We start from the raw sequence: 19,358 nt of genomic DNA, 5'->3' as shown, positions 1-19,358 counted from the left end.
CGGGCACCAGGCGGACAGCCAGACCGGTTGCCGAATTCGGGTTCAGCGCGCCCGTCGCACCCGCAGCAGTTCGTCCAGGATCAGGCAGGCCGCGCCGATCGTGATGCCGCTGTCGGCGACGTTGAAGGCCGGGAAGTACCAGCCGCGCCAGTGCACCTGGATGAAGTCGACGACGTAGCCATGCAGCAGGCGGTCGACCACGTTGCCCACGGCGCCGCCGAGGATGCAGGCGAGCGCGAACGAAAACAGCTTCTGCCCGGCATGGCGGCGCAGCAGCCACACGATGAAGACCGCGGCGACCACGCCGATCGCGGTGAAGAACCAGCGCTGCCAGCCCGACGCCTGCGCCAGGAACGAGAACGCCGCGCCCGTGTTGTGGGCGCGAACGATGTTGAAGAAACCGGTGATGTAAGTCGAATCCCCGAGCTGGTAGGCGCCCAGGATCAGGAACTTGGTGACCTGGTCGGCGACGAAGATCGCCAGCGCCAGCCCCAGCCAGGGCAGCCAGGACGCGCCGCGGGCCGCGCGCGCCATCAGGCGAACTTCCGGTCTTCGCCGGCGCCGAACAGGTTGCTGGTGCAGCGCCCGCAGATGGTGGGATGCGCGCCGTCGTGTCCGACGTCGTCGCGCCAGTGCCAGCAGCGTTCGCACTTGGCCGCCTGCGACGGCGTGACCCTGACGGCCAGTCCGTCGCCCGGCACCAGCTTCAGCGCCGAAGTGATGAACACGAACTTGAGGTCGTCCTGCAGGCTCGCGAGCGCCGTCCACAGCGCGCCCTCCGTGTCCTGCGGCACCGCCAGTTCCACGTTGGCCTGCAGCGACGAGCCGACCTGGCCGGCCTCGCGCAGCGCCTCGATCTCCTTGTTCACCAGTTCGCGGATCGCCCGGATGCGGTTCCACTTCTCGACCAGCGCCGTGTCCGGGCCGCCGATCTCCGCATAGGTCTCGAAGAAGATCGATTCCGAGGTCCCGAACAGCTTCCAGGCTTCTTCCGCCGTGAAGCTGAGGAACGGCGCCATCCAGCGCAGCATGGCGTGGGTGATGTTCCACAGCGCCGTCTGCGCGCTGCGCCGCGCCAGCGACTTCGGCGCCGTGGTGTAGAGGCGATCCTTCAGCACGTCGAGGTAGAACGCGCCGAGATCCTCGGAGCAGTACACCTGCAGCTTGGCCACCACCGGATGGAACTCGTAGACCTCGTAGTGCGCCAGCACTTCCTGCTGGAACTGAGCCGCCCGCGACATCGCATAGCGATCGATCTCGAGCATCTCGGCCAGCGGCACGGCGTCCCTGGCCGGATCGAAGTCGCTGGTGTTGGCCAGCAGGAAGCGCAGCGTGTTGCGGATGCGGCGGTACGCGTCCACCACCCGCGCCAGGATCTTGTCGTCGCCCGCGATGTCGCCGGAGTAGTCGGACGCCGCCACCCACAGCCGGATGATCTCGGCGCCCAGCTTCTTGCTCGTCTCCTGCGGATCGACGCCGTTGCCCAGGGACTTGCTCATCTTGCGGCCCTGGCTGTCCACGGTGAAGCCGTGCGTCAGCAGCCCGCGGTAGGGCGCGCGGCCGTACATGGCGCAGGCGGTGAGCAGCGACGAATGAAACCAGCCCCGGTGCTGGTCATGCCCTTCCAGGTACAGGTCGGCCTCGGGACCGTTCTCGTGGCCGGCGCCGGCGTGCGAGTGCTTCAGCACCGTCGTGTGCGTGGTGCCGGAGTCGAACCACACTTCCAGGATGTCGGTGCTCTTGGTGTAGTGCGGCGCGTCCTGCGCGCCCAGGATGTCTTGCGCCGTGGCCTTGCTCCAGGCCTCGATGCCGCCGCGCTCCACCATGTCGGCGGCGAGGTCCAGGATCTCCATCGTGCGCGGATGCAGCTCGCCCGTGTCCTTGTGCAGGAAGAAAGGCAGCGGCACGCCCCAGCTGCGCTGGCGCGAGATGCACCAGTCGGGCCGGCCGGCGATCATGTCGCGCAGCCGCGCCTTGCCGTTCTCGGGATAGAAGCTGGTGTCCTCGATGGCGTCCAGCGCCATCTGGCGCAGGGTCCTGGGCGCCTTGTCCTTCGTGAAGACGCCTTCACCCTCGTCCATGCGGATGAACCACTGCGCCGCGGCGCGGTAGATGACCGGCGTCTTGTGGCGCCAGCAATGCGGGTAGCTGTGCGTGATCGTGTCGGTCGCGAACAGCCGGCCGGCCTGGCGCAGCGCCTCGATGATCTGCGGTCCGGCCTTCCAGATGTTCTGGCCGCCGAACAGCGGGAAGTCCGGCGCGTACGACCCATGGCCTTGCACCGGGTTCAGGATGTCGTCGTACTTCATCCCGTGCGCGACGCAGGAGTTGAAGTCGTCCAGGCCGTATGCCGGCGACGAGTGGACGATGCCGGTGCCGTCCTCCGCCGTCGCGTACTCGGCCAGGTAGACCGGCGACAGGCGCCGGTAGCCGGGGTCGGCATCGTGCAGCGGATGCTGGAAGGCGAGGCCGCCCAGCTTCTCGCCGGCGACGGTGGCCAGCACGGTGCCGGCCAGGCCGTAGCGTTCCAGGCAGCGCTCGACCAGCACCGACGCCAGAACCAGCAGGCCGCGTTCGGTCTCCACCAGCGAGTACTCCAGCTGCGGGTTCAGGTTCAGCGCCTGGTTGGCCGGGATGGTCCAGGGCGTGGTGGTCCAGATCACGGCGAACAGCGGCTTTTCCAGGCGCGTCGGGGGCAGCCCGAAGGCCAGCAGCACCTGCTCCGGCTGGTCGGCCCTGAACGCGACGTCGATCGTGTGCGACTTCTTGTCGGCGTACTCGATCTCGAACTCCGCCAGCGACGAGCCGCAGTCGAAGCACCAGTACACGGGCTTCAGGCCCCGGTAGACGAAGCCGCGCTCGATGACCCGCTTGAACGCGCGGATCTCCTGCGCCTCGTTGACGAAGTCCATCGTGCGGTACGGATGCTCCCAGTCGCCCAGCACGCCCAGGCGCTTGAAGTCGGCCATCTGGATGGCGACCTGCTCGGTGGCGAAGGCGCGGCTTTTCGCCTGCATGTCGTCGCGCGGCAGGTTGCGGCCGTGCTTCTTCTCGATCGCGTTCTCGATCGGCAGGCCGTGGCAGTCCCAGCCCGGGATGTAGGCGGCGTCCAGGCCCTTGAGCTGGCGTGCCTTGACGATCATGTCCTTCAGGATCTTGTTGACCGCGTGGCCCATGTGGATCTGGCCGTTGGCGTACGGCGGGCCGTCGTGCAGCACGAATTTCTCGTGCTCGCAGCGGGCGGCGCGCAGCTTCTTGTACAGCCCCTTGTCCTCCCACTCCTTCACCCAGCCCGGCTCGCGCTTCGGCAGGTCGCCGCGCATCGGGAACGGCGTGTCGGGCAGGTTGAGCGTGGCGCGGTAATCGGTCTTGTCGGTCATGGAGTGCTCTTTCGCAGCGGGTGCATCGGGGTCATGCCGGGCTCGGCCGCGGCATCCACGCAAGTCGTGGCAAGCGGTCGCGGCGCGAGGCCGCAATGTCGCACCGCGCTAAATTCGGTCGCGCGTGGTCTGCCGGCGGGTCGACGCGAAGTACGCCCGCGCGTCGGCGATGTCGCGTGCGATGCCGGCCTGGAGGGCGTCCAGGCCGTCGTACTTGAGCTCGTCGTGCAGCTTGTGCAGCAGTTCCACCCGGATGATTTTACCGTAGCCCCCTTCGGGTCCGAGGCCAGCCGGCCACTCGAGGCAATAGGTCTCCAGCAGCACGCGCCCGCCATTGACGTCGGCCGGGTCGATCGATGGGCGGATGCCGAGGTTGGCAACCCCTGGCAGCGGCGCCTCCGCGAGGCCGTGGACCTCCACGGCGAAGATGCCGCTGGCGGCGGGCTTCCAGTGCGCAAAGCGCAGGTTGAGCGTCTTGAAGCCCAGCTCGCGGCCGAGCTTGCGGCCGTGGACCACGTGGCCGCTGATGCTGTAGGGCCGCCCCAGCAGCGCCGCCACGCCGTCCATGTCGGCGCGGGCCAGCGCGGCGCGCACTTCCGAGCTCGATACGCGCACGCCGTGGACCTCGTAACTGTTCATGCGGGCCACGTCGAAGCCCCTGGCGGCGCCGGCGGCGTCCAGCATCGCGTAGTCGCCGGCGCGCTTCGCGCCGAAGCGGAAGTCGTCGCCCACCAGCACGTACTTCGCGCCGAGTCCGCGCACCAGCACGTTGTCGACGAAGGCCTCGGGGGTCTGCGAGGACAGGCGGGCGTCGAACGGCAGCACCACGCACTGGTCGGCGCCGCAGCGGGCCAGCTCGGTCAGCTTGTCGCGCAAGGTGGCGATGCGTGCCGGCGCCAGCTCCGGCTTGCGCGCGAGGGCGGCGAAGTAGTCGCGCGGATGCGGCTCGAAGGTCAGCACGCAACTGGGCACGCCGCGGTGCCGTGCCTCGCTGTTCAGCAGCGCGAGCATTGCCTGGTGGCCGCGGTGCACGCCGTCGAAGTTGCCGATCGTGAGCGCGCAGGCCGGCGCGATGCCCGGATGGTGGAAGCCTCGGAAGATCTGCATCGCGCTCGCGTCGGTATCGTTTTGATAGCAGCTCGTGCCCATCGCGCCAAGCGGCACGGCGCCTGCACGGCGGCGGCGGGCCACGAAAGAGGGTATATTGTGCTGTACAGCGCCGCCTGGCGCTGCGCCGGACCTGTCATGTGGTTTCCTCTCCCGGAAAGGAGTGGCGTCTTGAAGGTTTTGAAGCTGTCGGCCCAGGGCCTGCCCCAGTCGTGGATCACGCTGGAACAGGCCGTGATCCACTACGCGGCCGAGGAGGTGCGCTGGGAAGTCGGCGCGCGCATCGCGCTGTTCCGCGGCGGCCACAACGCGGTGACCGGCGAGCAGTCGCTGATCGCCGTCAGCAGCATCATCGGCACCAAGGGCGTGCCGAACATCAATCCCTTCGAGCTCAGGCCCGGCCTCACCAACAGCAAGCTCTTTGCCCGCGACCGCAACGTCTGCGCCTACTGCGGCGGCACGTTCCACGAGGAGCTGCTCACGCGCGAGCACATCATCCCCTTTGCCCAGAACGGCCGCGACCACTGGATGAACGTCGTGACGGCCTGCCGCACCTGCAACCACCGCAAGAGCAACCGCACGCCCGAGCAGGCGCGCATGCCGCTGCTGTACACGCCGTACGTGCCCAGCCTCTGGGAGGACTTCATCCTGCGCAACCGCCGCATCCTGGCGGACCAGATGGAGTTCCTGATGGCGCACCTGCCCAAGAACTCGCGGCTGCACGCCTGAGGGGCCGGGCCCCTCGGGGTTCAGGCGAAGACGCCGGCCGTCTCCTGCATCCGCGCGGACACCTCGCCCAGGTGGTGCAGCGTGTCGCCGAAGCTCAGTTCCAGCTGCGTCAGCTTCTTGAAGTAGTGGCTGCCGATGTATTCGTCCGTGACGCCGATGCCGCCGTGCAGCTGCACCGAGTTCTGGCCGACGAAGCGCATGGACACCCCGAGCTGGTACTTGGCGCGGGCCATCGCCCGGCGGCGCTCCTCCGGCGGGGCATTGAGCTTGAGCGACGCGTAATAGCTCATCGAGCGCGCGAGCTCCTGCTGCATCTTCATGTCGGCCATCCGATGGCGCAGGGCCTGGAAGGTGGCGAGGGGCACGCCGAACTGCTTGCGCGTGTTGAGGTATTCCGCCGTCACGTCCATGGTCTTGTCGAGGACGCCCACCGCTTCGGCGCAGCTCGCCGCGATGCCGATGTCGACGGCGTGCTCCAGGGCGGCGAGGCCGTCCTGCGAGACCAGGGTGGCGGGGGACGAGGCGAACGTCACTTCGGCGGCGCGACCACCTTCCATCGTGCCGTAGCCGCGCGCCTGCACGCCGGCGGCACTGCGCTCCACCAGGAACAGCGCCATCTTGCCGTCGGCCAGCGCCGGAACCAGGAAAGCCTCGGCCTGGTCGCCGGCCGGCACGGTGCTCTTGGCGCCGGTGATGCTCCAGGCCTCGCCGCTGCGGCCGGCGCGGGTCTCGCAGACGTCGAGCTTGTAGCGCGCCGCCCGCTCGGTGTGGGCCAGCACCACCAGGGCCTCGCCGCTCGCGATCTTCGGCAGCCACGCCGACTTGACCGCGTCGGGGGCGTAACCGCCGATGATGCCGCTGGCGATCAGCGTCTGGCCGAGCGGCTCGAGCACGATGCCGCGGCCGAGTTCCTCCATCACCACCATGCCCTCGACCGGGCCCATGCCCATGCCGCCGTGGTCCTCGGAGATGTACAGGCCCGCCAGGCCCAGTTCGGCCAGTTCGCCGTAGACGCCGCGGTCGAAGCCGCCGGCCTTCACGATCGCGCGGCGGCGCTCGAAGTCGTAGCCCTTGTCGACCCACTTGCGGACGGCGTCTCGCAGCTGGTCCTGGTCGTCGGTGAAGTTGAAATCCATGTTGCTGCCTCTGTGGTGAGGAAAGATCAATGCGGCTTGCGCGTACGGATGTTGGGTTGATCAGCCGAGAACGGTCTGCGACACGATCGTCCGCTGCACCTCGTTGCTGCCGCCGTAGATCGTCGTCTTGCGCATGTTGAAGTAGGTCGCCGCCAGCGGCGCGATGTACGGCGCGCCGACGAACTCGCCTTGCCAGCCGGCATCCATTGCCTCACGGATCCACGGCAGCGAGTACGGGCCCGCGGCCAGCATCATCAGCTCGGAGTAGCGCTGCTGGATCTCGCTGCCGCGGATCTTCAGCAGGCCGGCGATGTCCAGCGAGTTCTTGCCCGACTGCTGCGCCGACAGCACGCGCAGCACCAGCATTTCCAGCGCCACCACTTCCACTTCGAGCTTGGCGACCTCGTCGCGGAAGCGCTGGTCGTCCCACACTTTCTCCGACTTCGCGATGCGCTTGAGGCGCTCGAGCTCGCGCTTGGCGCGGTTCACGTCGGCGATGTTGGTGCGTTCGTGCGACAGCAGGTGCTTGGCGTAGGTCCAGCCCTTGTTCTCCTCGCCGATCAGGTTCTCGGCGGGCACCTCGACGTTGTCGAAGAACACCTCGTTGACCTCGGGCTCGCCGTCGAGCATGTAGATCGGCCGCACGCTGACGCCCGGCGACTTCATGTCGATCAGCAGGAACGAGATGCCGGTCTGCGGCTTGCCTTCGGTGCTGGTGCGCACCAGGCAGAAGATCCATTCCCCGTGCTGCGCCAGCGTGGTCCAGGTCTTCTGGCCGTTGACGATGTACTTGTCGCCCTGGCGCTCCGCCCGGCACTTCAGCGACGCCAGGTCGGAGCCGGCGCCCGGCTCGCTGTAGCCCTGGCTCCACCACACTTCACCGCTGGCGATGCCGGGCAGGAAGCGCTTCTGCTGTTCCGCGTTGCCGAAGGTCATGATGACGGGCGCCACCATCACCGGGCCGAACGGGACGATGCGCGGCGCGCCGGCCAGCGCGCACTCCTCCTCGAACAGGTGCCGCTGCACGGCATTCCAGCCCGGGCCGCCGAACTCCTTGGGCCAGCCGTAGCCGAGCCAGCCTTTCTTGCCGAGGATCTTCGCCCAGCGCTGCATGTCCTCACGCGTGAGGCGCAGCGCGTTGTGCACCTTGTGCGAGATCTCGGGGGGCAGGTTCTCGCGCACCCAGGCGCGGATGTCCTGGCGAAACTGCTGCTCTTCGGGGGTAAACGCAAGATCCATGGAACTCTCCGAAACGTTGCCGCGATTATGTCTGTCGAGGGACTAGGCAGCTTGTCCGGGTTGCGACAAACCGAGTTGTTCGCGCACGTCTTGCAGTGCAGAACGCAGGGCGGCCACTTCATTTTCGAGCGCGGCGACGCGGCTCTCCAGTGCATCGCGTGGCATGTCGTGCGCCGCGGCGGCTGAAGCCTGCTCCACCGCGACCGGCCCGCACAGCAGGTGGGCCCAGCGCTGCTCGCGCATGCCGGGCGCGCGCGGCAGCAGCACGACCAGCGGGCCGCCTTTCTCCTCCGGGCGATCGCGCAGCTCTTCCAGGAACGCCTCCACCGACGAGATGTCGGCGAAGCGGTACCAGCGCTCGCTGTTGATGCGCAGCTCGCCCGCCGTCTGCGGCCCGCGCAGCATCAGCAGCCCGAGCAGCACGGCCGACTGCTCCGGCACGCCGACCGCGCGCTGGAAGTTGTGTTCCCAGCGCGCGACGCGGCCGCCGCTGGATTCGAACACCAGCGTCAGCGCCTTGAGCGAGTCCAGCGCCTCCTGCGCCTGCGCGTCGCCGACGTTCATCAGCGGATCGCGGCTGGTCTTCTGGTTGCAGCCGGCGACGACGGCGTTCAGCGTCAGCGGATAGCTGTCGGGGACGGTGCGGGCTTTTTCCATCAGCGTGCCGAGCACGCGGGCTTCGATGGGGGCGAGGGAAGGCAGGCGCATGGCTGGGATAATCCGGCGGACATGAAGAAGATCGTCATTCTGATCTCCGGCGGGGGCTCCAACATGGCCGCCATCGTGCGGGCGGCCCAGCGCGAGGGCTGGCGGGAGCGCCACGGGGCCGCGGTGGCCGCGGTGATCAGCAATCGCGCGGATGCCGGCGGCCTCGCCTTCGCGCGCGAGCACCGGATCGCCACCGAGGTGCTCGATCACAAGCAGTTCGCCAGCCGGGAAGCCTTCGACGCTGAACTGGCCAGCGTCGTCGACCGGCACCAGCCGGCGCTGGTGGTGCTGGCCGGCTTCATGCGCATCCTCACGGCCGGCTTCGTGCAGCGCTACGAAGGCCGGCTGCTCAACATCCATCCCTCGCTGCTGCCGGCCTTTCCCGGGCTGCACACGCACCGGCGCGCGATCGAGATGGGCTGCCGTTTCTCGGGAGCGACGGTGCACCAGGTGACGGCGGAGCTCGACTTCGGGCCGATCCTGGAACAGGCCGTGGTGCCGGTGCTGCCGGACGACACGCCCGAGTCGCTCGCCGCACGGGTGCTGACGCAGGAACACCTGATCTACCCGCGCGCGATCGCGCGCCTGCTGGCCACGGCCTGAAGCCCGCCCGGCATCGGGCCGCAATGGGACAATCGCGCCCATGCATCCCAAAGCCCTGCTCGACGCCTGTGCCGAGCTCGTCAAGCTCACCCTGAAGTTCGACCACCCCGCCGACGCGGTGGTGTCCCGCTACTTTCGCGACAACCGTTCGCTCGGCCCGCGCGAGCGGGCGACCCTCGCCGAAACCGTCTACACGGTGCTGCGCCGCAAGCTCCTGTTCGACCACCTCGCGCCATCGGGCAGCGGGCCGAAGGAGCGGCGCCTGGCCATCCTCGGGTTCAACGGGCCACGCGATTTCCTCAAGAGCGCGCTGACCGAGCAGGAGAAGAACTGGCTCGACCAGTGCGACAAGATCGATCCCGACGATCTCCTCGAGCGCCATCGCCACAACCTGCCGGACTGGCTCGCCCAGCCGCTCAAGGAGCAACTGGGCGGCGAGTTCTGGGCCCTGGCGGAAAGCCTCAACCAGCCGGCGCCACTCGATCTGCGCGTGAACACGCTGACCGACAAGCGCGACGACGTGCGGCAGGAACTGAAGCTCGCCGGCCTGGCCGCGCGGCCGACGCCGTATTCGCCGTGGGGGTTGCGGGTGGACGGCAAGCCGGCCGTCAACAAGCTCGACGCCTTCGCGCGCGGGGCCATCGAGGTCCAGGACGAGGGGTCGCAACTGCTGGCGCTGCTGCTGGACGCCAGGCGTGGCGAGATGGTGGTCGACTTCTGCGCGGGCGCCGGCGGCAAGACGCTGGCGATCGGCGCCGGCATGCGCAACACCGGCCGCCTCTACGCGTTCGACACGTCGGCCCACCGGCTGGACGCGCTCAAGCCGCGGTTGGCCCGCAGCAAGCTGTCGAACGTCCATCCGGCGGCCATCGCGCACGAGCGCGACGAGCGCATCAAGCGTCTGGCCGGCAAGATCGACCGGGTGATCGTCGACGCGCCGTGCTCGGGCCTGGGCACCTTGCGCCGCAATCCGGACCTCAAGTGGCGGCAGTCCATGCAGTCGGTGCAGGAGATGGCCGTCAAGCAGGCCGCGATCCTGGCCAGCGCCGCTCGGCTGCTCAAGCCGGGCGGTCGCCTGGTCTATGCCACTTGCAGCGTCCTGCCGCAGGAGAACGAGGAGATCGCCGCCGCGTTCGGGGCGGCGCAGCCGCAGTTCCAGCCGGTGGCCGTCGGCGAGTTGCTGGCGCAGTTGAAGGTGGAGCAAGCCGCCACCCTGTGCAGCGGGGGCGAGGGCGGGCAGCAGTACCTTCGGCTGTGGCCGCACCGGCATGCCACCGACGGCTTCTTCGCGGCCGCGTGGACCCGCGCGTAAACCCTTCCCGAGCGAGTGTCCCGGCGCGAGCAGGATTGAACCTTCCTGCCTAGAATCCCTCCTAGCTTGCTGGGCCTTTCGGCCCGCATCTTCAGGAAGGAAATCCCCCGACAATGTTGCTCCCCGATTGGGCCGTGCTGAACGCGGCAGTTGACTGGCTCGCCAACGGCCTGTGGAACCTGTCCTGGTGGCAGATCGTCGTCTACACGCTGGTGACGACGCACATCACGATCGCCAGCGTCACGATCTTCCTGCACCGCAGCCAGGCGCACCGCGCGCTGGACCTGCACCGCGTTCCCGCGCATTTCTTCCGCTTCTGGCTGTGGCTCAGCACCGGCATGGTGACCAGGGAATGGGTCGCCATCCACCGCAAGCACCACGCCCGGTGCGAGACGCCGGACGATCCGCACAGCCCGCAGACGCGCGGCATCGACACCGTCTTCTGGAAGGGTTCGGAGCTGTACCGCGCCGAGGCGAAGAACCTGGAGACCCTGGCCAAGTTCGGCCATGGCACGCCCAACGACTGGATCGAGCGCAACCTGTACTCACGGTTCAGCTGGCAGGGCGTGGGCCTGATGCTGATCCTGAACGTGGCGCTGTTCGGCGCCGCGGGGCTGGCCGTGTGGGCCGTGCAGATGGCCTGGATCCCGGTGACGGCGGCCGGCATCATCAACGGCATCGCGCATTACTGGGGCTACCGCAACTTCGAGGCGCCCGACGCCAGCACCAACATCTCGCCCTGGGGCCTGATCATCGGCGGCGAGGAACTGCACAACAACCACCACACGTACCCGACGTCCGCCAAGTTCGCCGTCAAGAAGTACGAGTTCGACCTCGGCTGGGTCTACATCTCGCTGATGAGCCGCATCGGCTGGGCGACGGTCAAGAAGGTGCCGCCCAAGCTGCGCCTGGGCGAGATCCGGCCGGTCGCCGACGAGAAGACGCTGGAGGCGCTGATCGCCAACCGCTACGAGGTGATGGCGCGCTACGGCCGCGAGATGCGGCGTGTGTGCAAGGCAGAAATCGCCGTGCTCAAGGGAAAGGGCGCCGACCTCTCGCCGTTGGAGGCCGCCAAGCGCTGGTTGCACCGGGACGAGGAGCGCGTGCCGGCGTCGGCGAAGCCCCAGCTGGCACAGGCGCGCGCCGCCCATCCGGTCCTGGACCAGATGGTCACCATGCGCGAGGAACTGCGGCAGATGTGGCTCAACACGAACCACTCGCGCGAGCAGCTCACGGCCGAGTTGCAGGCCTGGTGCCGCCGCGCCGAGGAAAGCGGAATCGTGGCGCTGCAGCAATTCGCCCTGAAGCTGCGCGCGGCGCACGCCTGAGCGGCAATCGCGCGGCGCTGCGCCGCGCGAGCGTCGTTTACTCGGCCTTGATCCTGGCCCGTTCGACGACCTGCTTCCAGCGCTTCTGTTCCTGGCCGATGAACTGGACGAACTGTGCCGGGCTGCCGCCAACCGACTGCGCGGCATCCAGGTTCAGGCGTTCCAGCGCGGCATGCGACTTCATGGCGGTCTGCGCGTCGCCCGCGAGGCGGTCGATGCTGGCCTGAGCCATCGACGCCGGCGCCAGGATCCCGTACCACTGCGTCATCTCGAAGCCCGGGAAACCTTGCTCGGCGACGGTCGGCACGTCCGGAAGCTGCGGCAGGCGCTGCGCCGAGCCGGTTGCAATGCAACGCAGCTTGCCGGCCTTGATGTGCTGCAGGATGGCCGACGCCCCCACCGAAGCCGCTTCGAGCCGTCCGGCGAGCAGGTCGGTCAGTTGCGGGCCGGTGCCCTTGTAGGGAATGTGCGTGATGAAGATGTTCGCCGTCATCTTCAGGTATTCCATGGCCAGGTGGCCGGCGCTGCCGTTGCCGGCCGATCCGTAGTTCATCATGCCGGGCCTGGCCTTTGCCATGGCGATGAACTCGGCCAGGTTCTTCGCCGGCACGCCCGGGTTCACCACGTACAGGCTCGGCACCTTCGCCAGGAGGCTCACCGGCCGGAAGTCCCGGTTCACGTCGTACGGCAGCCTGTCGAACATGTAGGGGTTCACGGCCAGGGTGCCGATGTGCCCCAGGATGATCGTGTGCTGGTCGGTTGCGCGCGCCACTTCGGCCATGGCGATGTTCCCGGAGGCGCCCGGCTTGTTGTCCACGAAGACGTTCTGCCCGAGCGTCTTGGCCATCTCCACCGCCGCCGAGCGCGCAATGATCTCCGAGCTGCCGCCTGGCGCGAACGGCACGACGAAGCGGATCGGCTTGGTGGGCCACGCCTGCGCGAACGCGCGCGCCGGCAACAGGCCGCCCATGGCGCAGGCGCCTGCGGCGCCCAGGAAGGTTCTTCTCGTGTGGGGCATGGGGAGTCCTCGCAGCCGGAGCCCGGCAGTGGCAGCAGGATATTCCCCGCGCCTGTCAGTCAGCTTTCAGGGCGGCCGCGGCGCCATGGCACATGGCCGGGCTGATCGGCCTGACGCTACCTGCTGTAACCGTCCGACATGGATTCGGTACCGCCTCGACATGACCCGGACACCGCGCCGCTGTTCAATGGCTTCATGGGGACGTGCCACGTCCCGCCAAAGGAGAATCCATGAACAAGCTCTTCGTCTCCGTGCTCGCCACCGCGGCCCTGGCTGCCGGCGGAGCGGCGTTCGCGCAGTCCGGTGGAGACGCCGAGGCCCAGGCGGGTTCGGCGTGGCGCAACCATCCCATGCAGCCGCAGACGCCGCCGAATCCCTACGCCGCGCAGGACGCGGCGCGCGGGTACGGTCCCGCGCGCGGCACGCCCGAGTACTACGGCAACAGCGGCTGGACCCCGCCGTCCGGCTACGTGTACCAGGGCACCGACCGCTGGGGCCGACCGCTGTACAGCCAGGCCATCCCGGCCTCGCCCTACATCCTGCATGACCGCGCCAGCCGCAACGATCGCGACGGCGACGGCGTGCGCAACCGCCGCGACCGGTATCCGGACGACTACCGGCGCTGGTGAGCGGCGTCCCGCTGCGCTGAGGCGACCGCAGGCTCGCCACGAGAGCCCCGAAAGGGGCTTTTCAATGGCTCGGTCACCTGGGGCGTTGTGATGCGGGTTCAAAACTCCGCGAACAGCTCGCGCTTGCGTTGCGCGTACCAGCGCAGCAGGCAGGGCTTGTCGCGGCATTGCGCATCGCGCTGCGCGCGGGCGAGCTCCGAACGTTGCCGCAGCCCGGCCGGGTCGCGCGCCACGTTCGCCGCCTGCGCCTGCAGGCGTGCCAGGTTGGCTTCGAGCTCGGTCAACTCCGGATCGGACCGGATGAGCTCGGCCGGCTGGCGCGCGCTCCTGGACTCGGTGGCGCCCGGCGCCCAGGGCCCGCCCCACGGCGGCTGCGCTCCGGCACCCAGGGTGGCCAGCGCCGGCGCTCCGGGCGCGTTCCAGGCGCCGTCCGCGTCCGCCGGGGCAAGGCGATCCGGGCCCTCGCGCAGCTTGCCGAGGGCCGCCACCCGCCGGGCGGCCATGCGGCTCTTGGAGGCGTCGCTGCCCAGCACCACCGTGTACGCGAGCAGGCTCTGCTCGAGCAGCCCTTCAGCCCGTTCCAGCAGCAGCGCGCGCGCCGTTTCGTCGCGCTGGACCTCCGCCGCTTCCAGGTACCGCTGTCCCAGCAACGATTGCACGTCCGCGACCGGCACCGAGACCCGCGGCGATCTGCCGGCCGCCAGCCCGCAGGCGACGAGCAGGGCCACTTCGCTGTCGCGCCAACGGCCCTGCCGAGCCGCGTCCCGCGCGGCGGCCAGGTAGCCGCGCACGCTCGGCGGTTCGGCTCCGGCGGCCGCCTGCAGGGTGAATCGTCCGTCACGGGCGCTGGCGGGCGCGAGCAGCGGCTCCACGCCACAGGCCGCCGCCACGGCGGGCGCCGCACCGGCTGCGGGCCGACTGGCCGGTGCCGCATTCGACGGGACGAGCTGGCTGGTGGCGTTCGCCGTCGCGCCGGATGAGGCCATGCCGGGCTCGAGGGCCGGCGCCATGGCCGGCAGCAACCAGGCGAACGACGCCCAGAGTGCCACCGCGCCGCCCACCATCACACCGGCGGCGAACGACCAGCCGCTGCGCTTCGAATCGGCCATGGCCCAGCATACGCCGCGCCCTGGCGGCGGGGGCTCCCGCATGACAGCATGGTGCGCCAGTCACACGCCGTCACGGCAGCTCGGCTGCGCCAAACAAAAAGCCCCGCGTCGCGGGGCTTCGTGAGCCGGCCTGCGCCGGCAGCGAAACGAGTGCCGGCCGCGAGGCCGGTTGCTCACTTCAGCTTGGTTTCCTTGTACTCGACGTGCTTGCGAGCCTTCGGGTCGAACTTCATGATCGACATCTTCTCGGGCGTCGTCTTCTTGTTCTTGCTGGTGGTGTAGAAGTGGCCGGTGCCCGCGGTGGACTCCAGCTTGATCTTTTCCCGGCCGCCTTTGCTGCTTGCCATGATGCTTTCCTTTCAGTGCGGGATCAGGCCTGGCCGCGGGCGCGCAGGTCCGCGAGCACGGCGTCGATGCCATTCTTGTCGATCAGGCGCAGTGCCGCGCTCGAGACGCGCAGGCGCACCCAGCGGTTCTCGCTCTCGACCCAGAAACGGCGGTATTGCAGGTTCGGCAGGAACCGGCGCTTGGTCTTGTTGTTGGCGTGGGAAACGTTGTTCCCGGTCACCGGGCCCTTGCCCGTCACGTCGCATACGCGTGCCATGAAGCACTCCGATATCGTCAAAACGGCAGTCACTGGCGGATGGCACGTCGGTGCCGGTCCTCGCTTCTGCCTCACCTCGCCAGAAGGGTGGCGGTAACCCGGGCCCTCGCGGGCCGGCTGCGTCGCCTCTCGGCTTCCCTCGCGGTTTCGCAGCAAAGCCCGCAATTATAGCCGCAAGCGCGATCCCGCCGCCGCGCGCGGCCGGCGCGGCCCGGATCAGACCGTCAGCTCGCCTGCTCCAGGAAGCGCTGGGCGTCCAGGGCCGCCATGCAGCCGGTGCCGGCGCTCGTGATCGCCTGGCGATAGACATGGTCCTGGACGTCGCCGGCCGCGAACACGCCCGGCACGCTGGTCATGGTCGCGAAGCCTTCCAGCCCCGTCTTCGTGATGATGTAGCCGTCCTTCATCTCCACCTGGCCCTTGAAGATGTCGGTGTTGGGATGGTGGCCGATGGCGATGAAGCAGCCTTGCAGCGCCAGGTCCTCGGTCGCGCCCGAGCGCACGTCCTTGATGCGCACGCCGGTCACGCCGCTGGCGTCGCCCAGCACCTCGTCGAGCGTGTGGAACAGCTTCAGCTCGATCTTGCCGGCCTGCACCTTCTCCATCAGCTTGTCGACCATGATCGGCTCGGCGCGGAACTTGTCGCGGCGGTGGATCAGGTACACCTTCTTCGCGATGTTGGACAGGTAGAGGGCCTCCTCCACGGCGGTGTTGCCGCCGCCGACGACGCTGGTCACCTGGTCCCGGTAGAAGAAGCCGTCGCAGGTGGCGCAGCCCGACACGCCCTTGCCCATGAACGCTTCCTCCGACGGCAGCCCCAGGTACTTCGCCGACGCGCCGGTGGCGATGATCAGGCTGTCGCAGGTGTACTCGCCGCTGTCGCCGCGCAGCCTGAACGGGCGCTGCGCCAGGTCGACCTGGTTGATGTGGTCGAAAACGATCTGGGTCTTGAAGCGCTCCGCGTGCTCCAGGAAGCGCTGCATCAGGTCGGGCCCCTGCACGCCGTGCACGTCCGCCGGCCAGTTGTCGACCTCGGTGGTGGTCATGAGCTGGCCGCCCTGCGCCATGCCGGTGATCAGCATCGGGGAGAGGTTGGCTCGTGCGGCGTAGACGGCCGCCGTGTAGCCGGCGGGGCCGGAACCGAGGATCAGGACTTTGGCGTGTTGGGTCGTTGGCATGATGGAAAAACCTGTATGGAAAACACCACAGCTCGGTGTACATTTTGCGGCCGAGCGGCAACTATGGCGCCGACGCGCAACGAAGTCCGCGCGGTCTGTCGGTCGATTGTAGGAAGCAGGTTCGCACGCGAGAGCGGAAGGAAGCAAAAAAGATGTCGATGCTGTCCAATCTGGAGCTGATTCGCCGGGTGCCCCTGTTCGCCCTGCTGACGGCCAACCAGGCGGAGTCGGTGGCGGAATCGGTGACCAAGCGGCGCTTCAAGCGCGGCGAGGTCATCGTGGAGCAGGGCGAGAAGTCCAACACCTTGTTCATCATCCTCACGGGCCGCGTGCGCGTGGTCACCTCCGACAAGCGCGGCCGCGAGGTCATCCTGGCCACGCTGCAGCCCGGCGACTACATCGGCGAGATGAGCCTGATCGACAACCAGGAGCACTCGGCCACCTGCCGCGCCGAAGTGCAGACCGACGTGCTGGTGCTGGGCCGCGCCGAGTTCGCCCGCTGCCTGCCGGAGAACAGTTCGATGGCCTACGCCATCATGAAGGGCCTGGTGCAGCGCCTGCGCCAGGCGGACCGCAAGATCGAGTCGCTGGCGCTGATGGACGTCTACGGGCGCGTGGCCCGCGCGTTGCTCGAATTCGCGCTGCCGGACCGCGAAGGCCAGATGACCATCAAGGACCGGATCTCGCGCCAGGACATCGCCAAGATGGTCGGCGCGTCCCGCGAAATGGTCAGCCGCGTCATGAAGGACCTGGAGGACCGCGGTTTCATCGAGACCCGCGAGGACGGCTCGATGCTGATCAAGGACCGGCTCAGCACCCTGGGGTAGCGCCGGTCATTGCGGCCTTCACAGGACTGGCGTCGCACGTTGTACCCGCGCCGCAGGCGCTCGCCTCGGCGCATGCCGTGCGGTAAGCTCGTGCGCACTTCATGACGTACTCCCTGGACACCTTGAACAACACCGGCGCCCGCGGGGCGCCGGCCCGCGGCGGCGTCAGCCGCTTCGCCCACGAAATCGCCCTGGTCCTCGGCGCCGCCGCCCTCCTGTTCTGGCTGCTGGCGCTCGTCACCTATTCGCAGCAGGACCCGGCCTTCTCCACTTCCGGCGCCGGCACCGGCGTGCGCAACCTGGGAGGGCACCTCGGCGCGTGGGTGGCCGACGCCAGTTACTTCCTGCTCGGCTTTTCGGCCTGGTGGTGCCTGGCCGCCGGCGTGCGTTCCTGGCTCGCCAGCCTGGCGCGCTGGATGCGGGGCGAGGACGCCGCCGAGCGCGCCACCGTTCGCGGCAAGGCCGCTTTCTGGGGCGGGCTCGCCTTGCTGCTGGCCGCCAGCACGGCGCTGGAATGGTCGCGCCTCTATCGCCTGGAACCGCATCTCCCCGACCACGCCGGCGGCGCGCTGGGCGCCACCGTCGGCCGCTGGGGGGTGCAGTGGCTCGGTTTCACCGGCTCCGGACTGGTCTTCGTGGCCCTGGTGGTGGTCGGCGCCGCGCTGGTGTTCCGTTTCTCCTGGGGCCAGGTCGCCGAGCGGCTGGGCGCCGGCATCGACGCGTGGTTCGAGGCGCGGCGCGAGCGGCGCGAGCAGGCCGAGGACGTCGCCCTGGGCCAGCAGGCGGCCCGCCAGCGCGAGGAGATCGTGCTGGAGGAGCGCATCGAGATCGAGGAGCACCACCCGGCACCAGTCCTGATCGAGCCGGCCAGGGTCGAGGCGCCCAAGAGCGAACGGGTGGCCAAGGAGCGGCAGAAGCCGCTGTTCACCGAACTGCCCGATTCGAAGCTGCCGCAGGTGGACCTGCTGGACACGCCGCCCGCGCGCCAGGAGACGGTGACCGCCGAGACGCTGGAGATGACCAGCCGCCTGATCGAGAAGAAGCTCAAGGACTTCGGCGTCGAGGTGCGCGTGGTACTGGCGCAGCCCGGTCCGGTGATCACCCGCTACGAGATCGAGCCGGCCACCGGCGTGAAGGGCTCGCAGGTGGTGAACCTCGCCAAGGACCTGGCGCGGTCGCTCAGCCTGGTGTCGATCCGCGTGGTCGAGACCATCCCGGGCAAGGCGCACATGGCGCTGGAACTGCCCAATGCCAAGCGGCAGTCGATCAAGCTGTCGGAAATCCTCGGCTCGCAGGTCTACAACGATGCGAAGGCCATGCTGACGATGGGCCTGGGCAAGGACATCGTCGGCAACCCCGTCGTGGCCGACCTCGCGAAGATGCCGCACGTGCTGGTGGCCGGCACCACCGGCTCGGGCAAGTCGGTGGGCCTGAACGCGATGATCCTGTCGCTGCTGTACAAGGCCGAGGCACGCGACGTGCGGCTGCTGATGATCGACCCCAAGATGCTGGAGATGTCAGTCTACGAAGGCATCCCGCACCTGCTGTGCCCGGTCGTCACCGACATGCGCCAGGCGGCCAACGGCCTGAACTGGTGCGTCGGCGAAATGGAGCGCCGCTACAAGCTCATGAGCAGGATGGGCGTGCGCAACCTGGGCGGCTACAACCACAAGCTGGACGAGGCCAAGGCGCGCGGGGAACTCATTCCCAACCCGTTCAGCCTGACGCCGGACGCACCCGAGCCGCTCGACCGGCTGCCTCACATCGTGGTGGTGATCGACGAACTGGCCGACCTGATGATGGTGGTCGGCAAGAAGATCGAGGAGCTGATCGCCCGCCTGGCGCAGAAGGCGCGTGCCGCCGGCATCCACCTGATCCTGGCCACGCAGCGGCCCAGCGTCGACGTGATCACCGGCCTGATCAAGGCCAACATCCCGACCCGGATCGCCTTCCAGGTCTCCAGCAAGATCGACAGCCGCACCATCCTCGACCAGATGGGGGCCGAGGCCCTGCTCGGCATGGGCGACATGTTGTACATGCAAAGCGGCACCGGGCTGCCGACCCGCGTGCACGGCGCCTTCGTCAGCGACGAGGAGGTGCACCGGGTCGTGTCGTTCCTCAAGCAGCAGGGCGGCGAGCCGAACTACATCGAGGGCATCCTCGAAGGCGGCACGGTGGACGACGACGGCGACCTGCTGGGCGGCGAGGGCGGCTCCGGCGAGAAGGACCCGATGTACGACCAGGCCGTGGAAGTGGTGCTCAAGAACCGCAAGGCCAGCATCTCGCTGGTGCAGCGCCACCTGAAGATCGGCTACAACCGCGCCGCCCGCCTGGTCGAGGACATGGAGAACGCCGGGCTGGTGAGCGCGATGAGCGGCAGCGGCCAGCGCGAGATCCTGGTGCCGACCCGCACCGAATAGCGCGCCGCCACGCGGGACGTTGTCCGACCCG

Annotated in this window: 18 protein-coding genes; 7 read left to right on the top strand and 11 right to left on the bottom strand. The window is 68.7% G+C overall.

Translation table 11 applies throughout. The features are described from left to right. Positions 1-42: 42 nt before the first annotated feature. The 3 genes from lspA to RAMLITH_RS23620 form a co-directional block, all read right to left on the bottom strand. Positions 43-534: a signal peptidase II gene (gene lspA, locus RAMLITH_RS23630; RefSeq protein ID WP_168109927.1), complete on the bottom strand. Its 492-nt coding sequence runs from the start codon at positions 532-534 to the stop codon at positions 43-45. Continuing rightward, positions 534-3,380, bottom strand: a complete 2,847-nt coding sequence (gene ileS / locus RAMLITH_RS23625) for an isoleucine--tRNA ligase (RefSeq protein WP_168109926.1) — start codon at positions 3,378-3,380, stop codon at positions 534-536. Before ileS ends, lspA begins: the two co-directional genes overlap by 1 nt. A 108-nt stretch (positions 3,381-3,488) precedes the next feature. After that, on the bottom strand, positions 3,489-4,487 hold the full coding sequence (locus tag RAMLITH_RS23620; RefSeq protein WP_168109925.1) for a bifunctional riboflavin kinase/FAD synthetase: 999 nt from the start codon (positions 4,485-4,487) through the stop codon (positions 3,489-3,491). 171 nt (positions 4,488-4,658) lie between these two features. Between RAMLITH_RS23620 and RAMLITH_RS23615 the strand changes: the two genes are divergently transcribed. Further along, a complete protein-coding gene (locus tag RAMLITH_RS23615; RefSeq protein ID WP_168109924.1) occupies positions 4,659-5,216 on the top strand; it encodes an HNH endonuclease in 558 nt (185 codons plus the stop codon). A 20-nt stretch (positions 5,217-5,236) separates the two neighbouring features. Here the strand turns inward: RAMLITH_RS23615 and RAMLITH_RS23610 are convergent, their stop codons facing one another. From RAMLITH_RS23610 to RAMLITH_RS23600, 3 genes are read right to left on the bottom strand one after another with little or no spacing between them, the layout of a single operon-like run. After that, the gene (locus RAMLITH_RS23610; RefSeq protein WP_168109923.1) at positions 5,237-6,352 is read right to left on the bottom strand and encodes an acyl-CoA dehydrogenase family protein; all 1,116 of its coding nucleotides are present in this window, start codon (positions 6,350-6,352) and stop codon (positions 5,237-5,239) included. A gap of 60 nt (positions 6,353-6,412) precedes the next feature. Continuing rightward, a complete protein-coding gene (locus RAMLITH_RS23605) occupies positions 6,413-7,591 on the bottom strand; it encodes an acyl-CoA dehydrogenase family protein (protein ID WP_168109922.1) in 1,179 nt (392 codons plus the stop codon). Between the two features lie 42 nt (positions 7,592-7,633). Beyond that, a complete protein-coding gene (locus RAMLITH_RS23600) occupies positions 7,634-8,299 on the bottom strand; it encodes a YceH family protein (protein ID WP_168109921.1) in 666 nt (221 codons plus the stop codon). A 21-nt stretch (positions 8,300-8,320) separates the two neighbouring features. Here RAMLITH_RS23600 and purN point away from each other — a divergent pair, with 21 nt between their 5' ends. The 3 genes from purN to RAMLITH_RS23585 all read left to right on the top strand — a co-directional run bounded on the left by purN (position 8,321) and on the right by RAMLITH_RS23585 (position 11,542). Further along, entirely contained in the window at positions 8,321-8,902 is a 582-nt protein-coding gene (gene purN / locus RAMLITH_RS23595) for a phosphoribosylglycinamide formyltransferase (RefSeq protein ID WP_168109920.1), read from the top strand. 40 nt (positions 8,903-8,942) lie between these two features. After that, positions 8,943-10,214 (top strand): RsmB/NOP family class I SAM-dependent RNA methyltransferase, encoded by a 1,272-nt coding sequence (locus RAMLITH_RS23590; protein ID WP_168109919.1) that lies wholly within the window; start codon positions 8,943-8,945, stop codon positions 10,212-10,214. A gap of 113 nt (positions 10,215-10,327) precedes the next feature. Further along, complete coding sequence (locus RAMLITH_RS23585) at positions 10,328-11,542, top strand: DesA family fatty acid desaturase (protein ID WP_168109918.1); 1,215 nt, start codon at positions 10,328-10,330, stop codon at positions 11,540-11,542. Between the two features lie 37 nt (positions 11,543-11,579). On the opposite strand, the gene RAMLITH_RS23580 is transcribed toward RAMLITH_RS23585, so the two are convergent. Then, a complete protein-coding gene (locus RAMLITH_RS23580; RefSeq protein WP_168109916.1) occupies positions 11,580-12,560 on the bottom strand; it encodes a Bug family tripartite tricarboxylate transporter substrate binding protein in 981 nt (326 codons plus the stop codon). 230 nt (positions 12,561-12,790) lie between these two features. Between RAMLITH_RS23580 and RAMLITH_RS23575 the strand changes: the two genes are divergently transcribed. Continuing rightward, on the top strand, positions 12,791-13,189 hold the full coding sequence (locus RAMLITH_RS23575; RefSeq protein WP_168109915.1) for a hypothetical protein: 399 nt from the start codon (positions 12,791-12,793) through the stop codon (positions 13,187-13,189). Positions 13,190-13,287: 98 nt separating this feature from the next. On the opposite strand, the gene RAMLITH_RS23570 is transcribed toward RAMLITH_RS23575, so the two are convergent. From RAMLITH_RS23570 to trxB, 4 genes are all read right to left on the bottom strand, one after another. Continuing rightward, on the bottom strand, positions 13,288-14,298 hold the full coding sequence (locus tag RAMLITH_RS23570; protein ID WP_168109913.1) for a lysozyme inhibitor LprI family protein: 1,011 nt from the start codon (positions 14,296-14,298) through the stop codon (positions 13,288-13,290). Positions 14,299-14,471: 173 nt separating this feature from the next. Further along, on the bottom strand, positions 14,472-14,645 hold the full coding sequence (gene rpmG, locus RAMLITH_RS23565; RefSeq protein ID WP_168109912.1) for a 50S ribosomal protein L33: 174 nt from the start codon (positions 14,643-14,645) through the stop codon (positions 14,472-14,474). Between the two features lie 23 nt (positions 14,646-14,668). After that, positions 14,669-14,902 carry a 50S ribosomal protein L28 gene (rpmB, locus tag RAMLITH_RS23560; protein WP_168109910.1) on the bottom strand — a complete coding sequence of 78 codons (234 nt, stop codon included), beginning with the start codon at positions 14,900-14,902 and terminating at the stop codon, positions 14,669-14,671. Between the two features lie 224 nt (positions 14,903-15,126). Further along, positions 15,127-16,080: a thioredoxin-disulfide reductase gene (gene trxB, locus RAMLITH_RS23555; protein ID WP_168109909.1), complete on the bottom strand. Its 954-nt coding sequence runs from the start codon at positions 16,078-16,080 to the stop codon at positions 15,127-15,129. A 152-nt stretch (positions 16,081-16,232) separates the two neighbouring features. On the opposite strand from trxB, the gene RAMLITH_RS23550 reads away from it, so the two are divergent. Both RAMLITH_RS23550 and RAMLITH_RS23545 read left to right on the top strand, forming a co-directional pair. Further along, positions 16,233-16,907, top strand: coding sequence for a Crp/Fnr family transcriptional regulator (locus RAMLITH_RS23550; RefSeq protein WP_168109907.1), 675 nt, complete (start codon positions 16,233-16,235; stop codon positions 16,905-16,907). A 101-nt stretch (positions 16,908-17,008) separates the two neighbouring features. Beyond that, positions 17,009-19,327, top strand: a complete 2,319-nt coding sequence (locus RAMLITH_RS23545; RefSeq protein WP_168109905.1) for a DNA translocase FtsK — start codon at positions 17,009-17,011, stop codon at positions 19,325-19,327. Positions 19,328-19,358: the final 31 nt, after the last annotated feature.

The sequence above is a fragment of the Ramlibacter lithotrophicus genome (assembly GCF_012184415.1).
In the GTDB taxonomy this organism is placed as follows: domain Bacteria; phylum Pseudomonadota; class Gammaproteobacteria; order Burkholderiales; family Burkholderiaceae_C; genus Ramlibacter; species Ramlibacter lithotrophicus.
This window is presented reverse-complemented; position numbering and strand designations above follow the sequence as displayed.

Excerpts from the sequence above, each read along its gene's own strand:
- lspA (WP_168109927.1), bottom strand. The coding sequence starts at position 534 with ATGGCGCGCGCGGCCCGCGGCGCGTCCTGGCTGCCCTGGCTGGGGCTG.
- ileS (WP_168109926.1), bottom strand. The coding sequence starts at position 3,380 with ATGACCGACAAGACCGATTACCGCGCCACGCTCAACCTGCCCGACACG.
- RAMLITH_RS23620 (WP_168109925.1), bottom strand. The coding sequence starts at position 4,487 with ATGCAGATCTTCCGAGGCTTCCACCATCCGGGCATCGCGCCGGCCTGC.
- RAMLITH_RS23610 (WP_168109923.1), bottom strand. The coding sequence starts at position 6,352 with ATGGATTTCAACTTCACCGACGACCAGGACCAGCTGCGAGACGCCGTC.
- RAMLITH_RS23605 (WP_168109922.1), bottom strand. The coding sequence starts at position 7,591 with ATGGATCTTGCGTTTACCCCCGAAGAGCAGCAGTTTCGCCAGGACATC.
- RAMLITH_RS23600 (WP_168109921.1), bottom strand. The coding sequence starts at position 8,299 with ATGCGCCTGCCTTCCCTCGCCCCCATCGAAGCCCGCGTGCTCGGCACG.
- purN (WP_168109920.1), top strand. The coding sequence starts at position 8,321 with ATGAAGAAGATCGTCATTCTGATCTCCGGCGGGGGCTCCAACATGGCC.
- RAMLITH_RS23590 (WP_168109919.1), top strand. The coding sequence starts at position 8,943 with ATGCATCCCAAAGCCCTGCTCGACGCCTGTGCCGAGCTCGTCAAGCTC.
- RAMLITH_RS23585 (WP_168109918.1), top strand. The coding sequence starts at position 10,328 with ATGTTGCTCCCCGATTGGGCCGTGCTGAACGCGGCAGTTGACTGGCTC.
- RAMLITH_RS23580 (WP_168109916.1), bottom strand. The coding sequence starts at position 12,560 with ATGCCCCACACGAGAAGAACCTTCCTGGGCGCCGCAGGCGCCTGCGCC.
- RAMLITH_RS23575 (WP_168109915.1), top strand. The coding sequence starts at position 12,791 with ATGAACAAGCTCTTCGTCTCCGTGCTCGCCACCGCGGCCCTGGCTGCC.
- RAMLITH_RS23570 (WP_168109913.1), bottom strand. The coding sequence starts at position 14,298 with ATGGCCGATTCGAAGCGCAGCGGCTGGTCGTTCGCCGCCGGTGTGATG.
- rpmG (WP_168109912.1), bottom strand. The coding sequence starts at position 14,645 with ATGGCAAGCAGCAAAGGCGGCCGGGAAAAGATCAAGCTGGAGTCCACC.
- rpmB (WP_168109910.1), bottom strand. The coding sequence starts at position 14,902 with ATGGCACGCGTATGCGACGTGACGGGCAAGGGCCCGGTGACCGGGAAC.
- trxB (WP_168109909.1), bottom strand. The coding sequence starts at position 16,080 with ATGCCAACGACCCAACACGCCAAAGTCCTGATCCTCGGTTCCGGCCCC.
- RAMLITH_RS23550 (WP_168109907.1), top strand. The coding sequence starts at position 16,233 with ATGTCGATGCTGTCCAATCTGGAGCTGATTCGCCGGGTGCCCCTGTTC.
- RAMLITH_RS23545 (WP_168109905.1), top strand. The coding sequence starts at position 17,009 with ATGACGTACTCCCTGGACACCTTGAACAACACCGGCGCCCGCGGGGCG.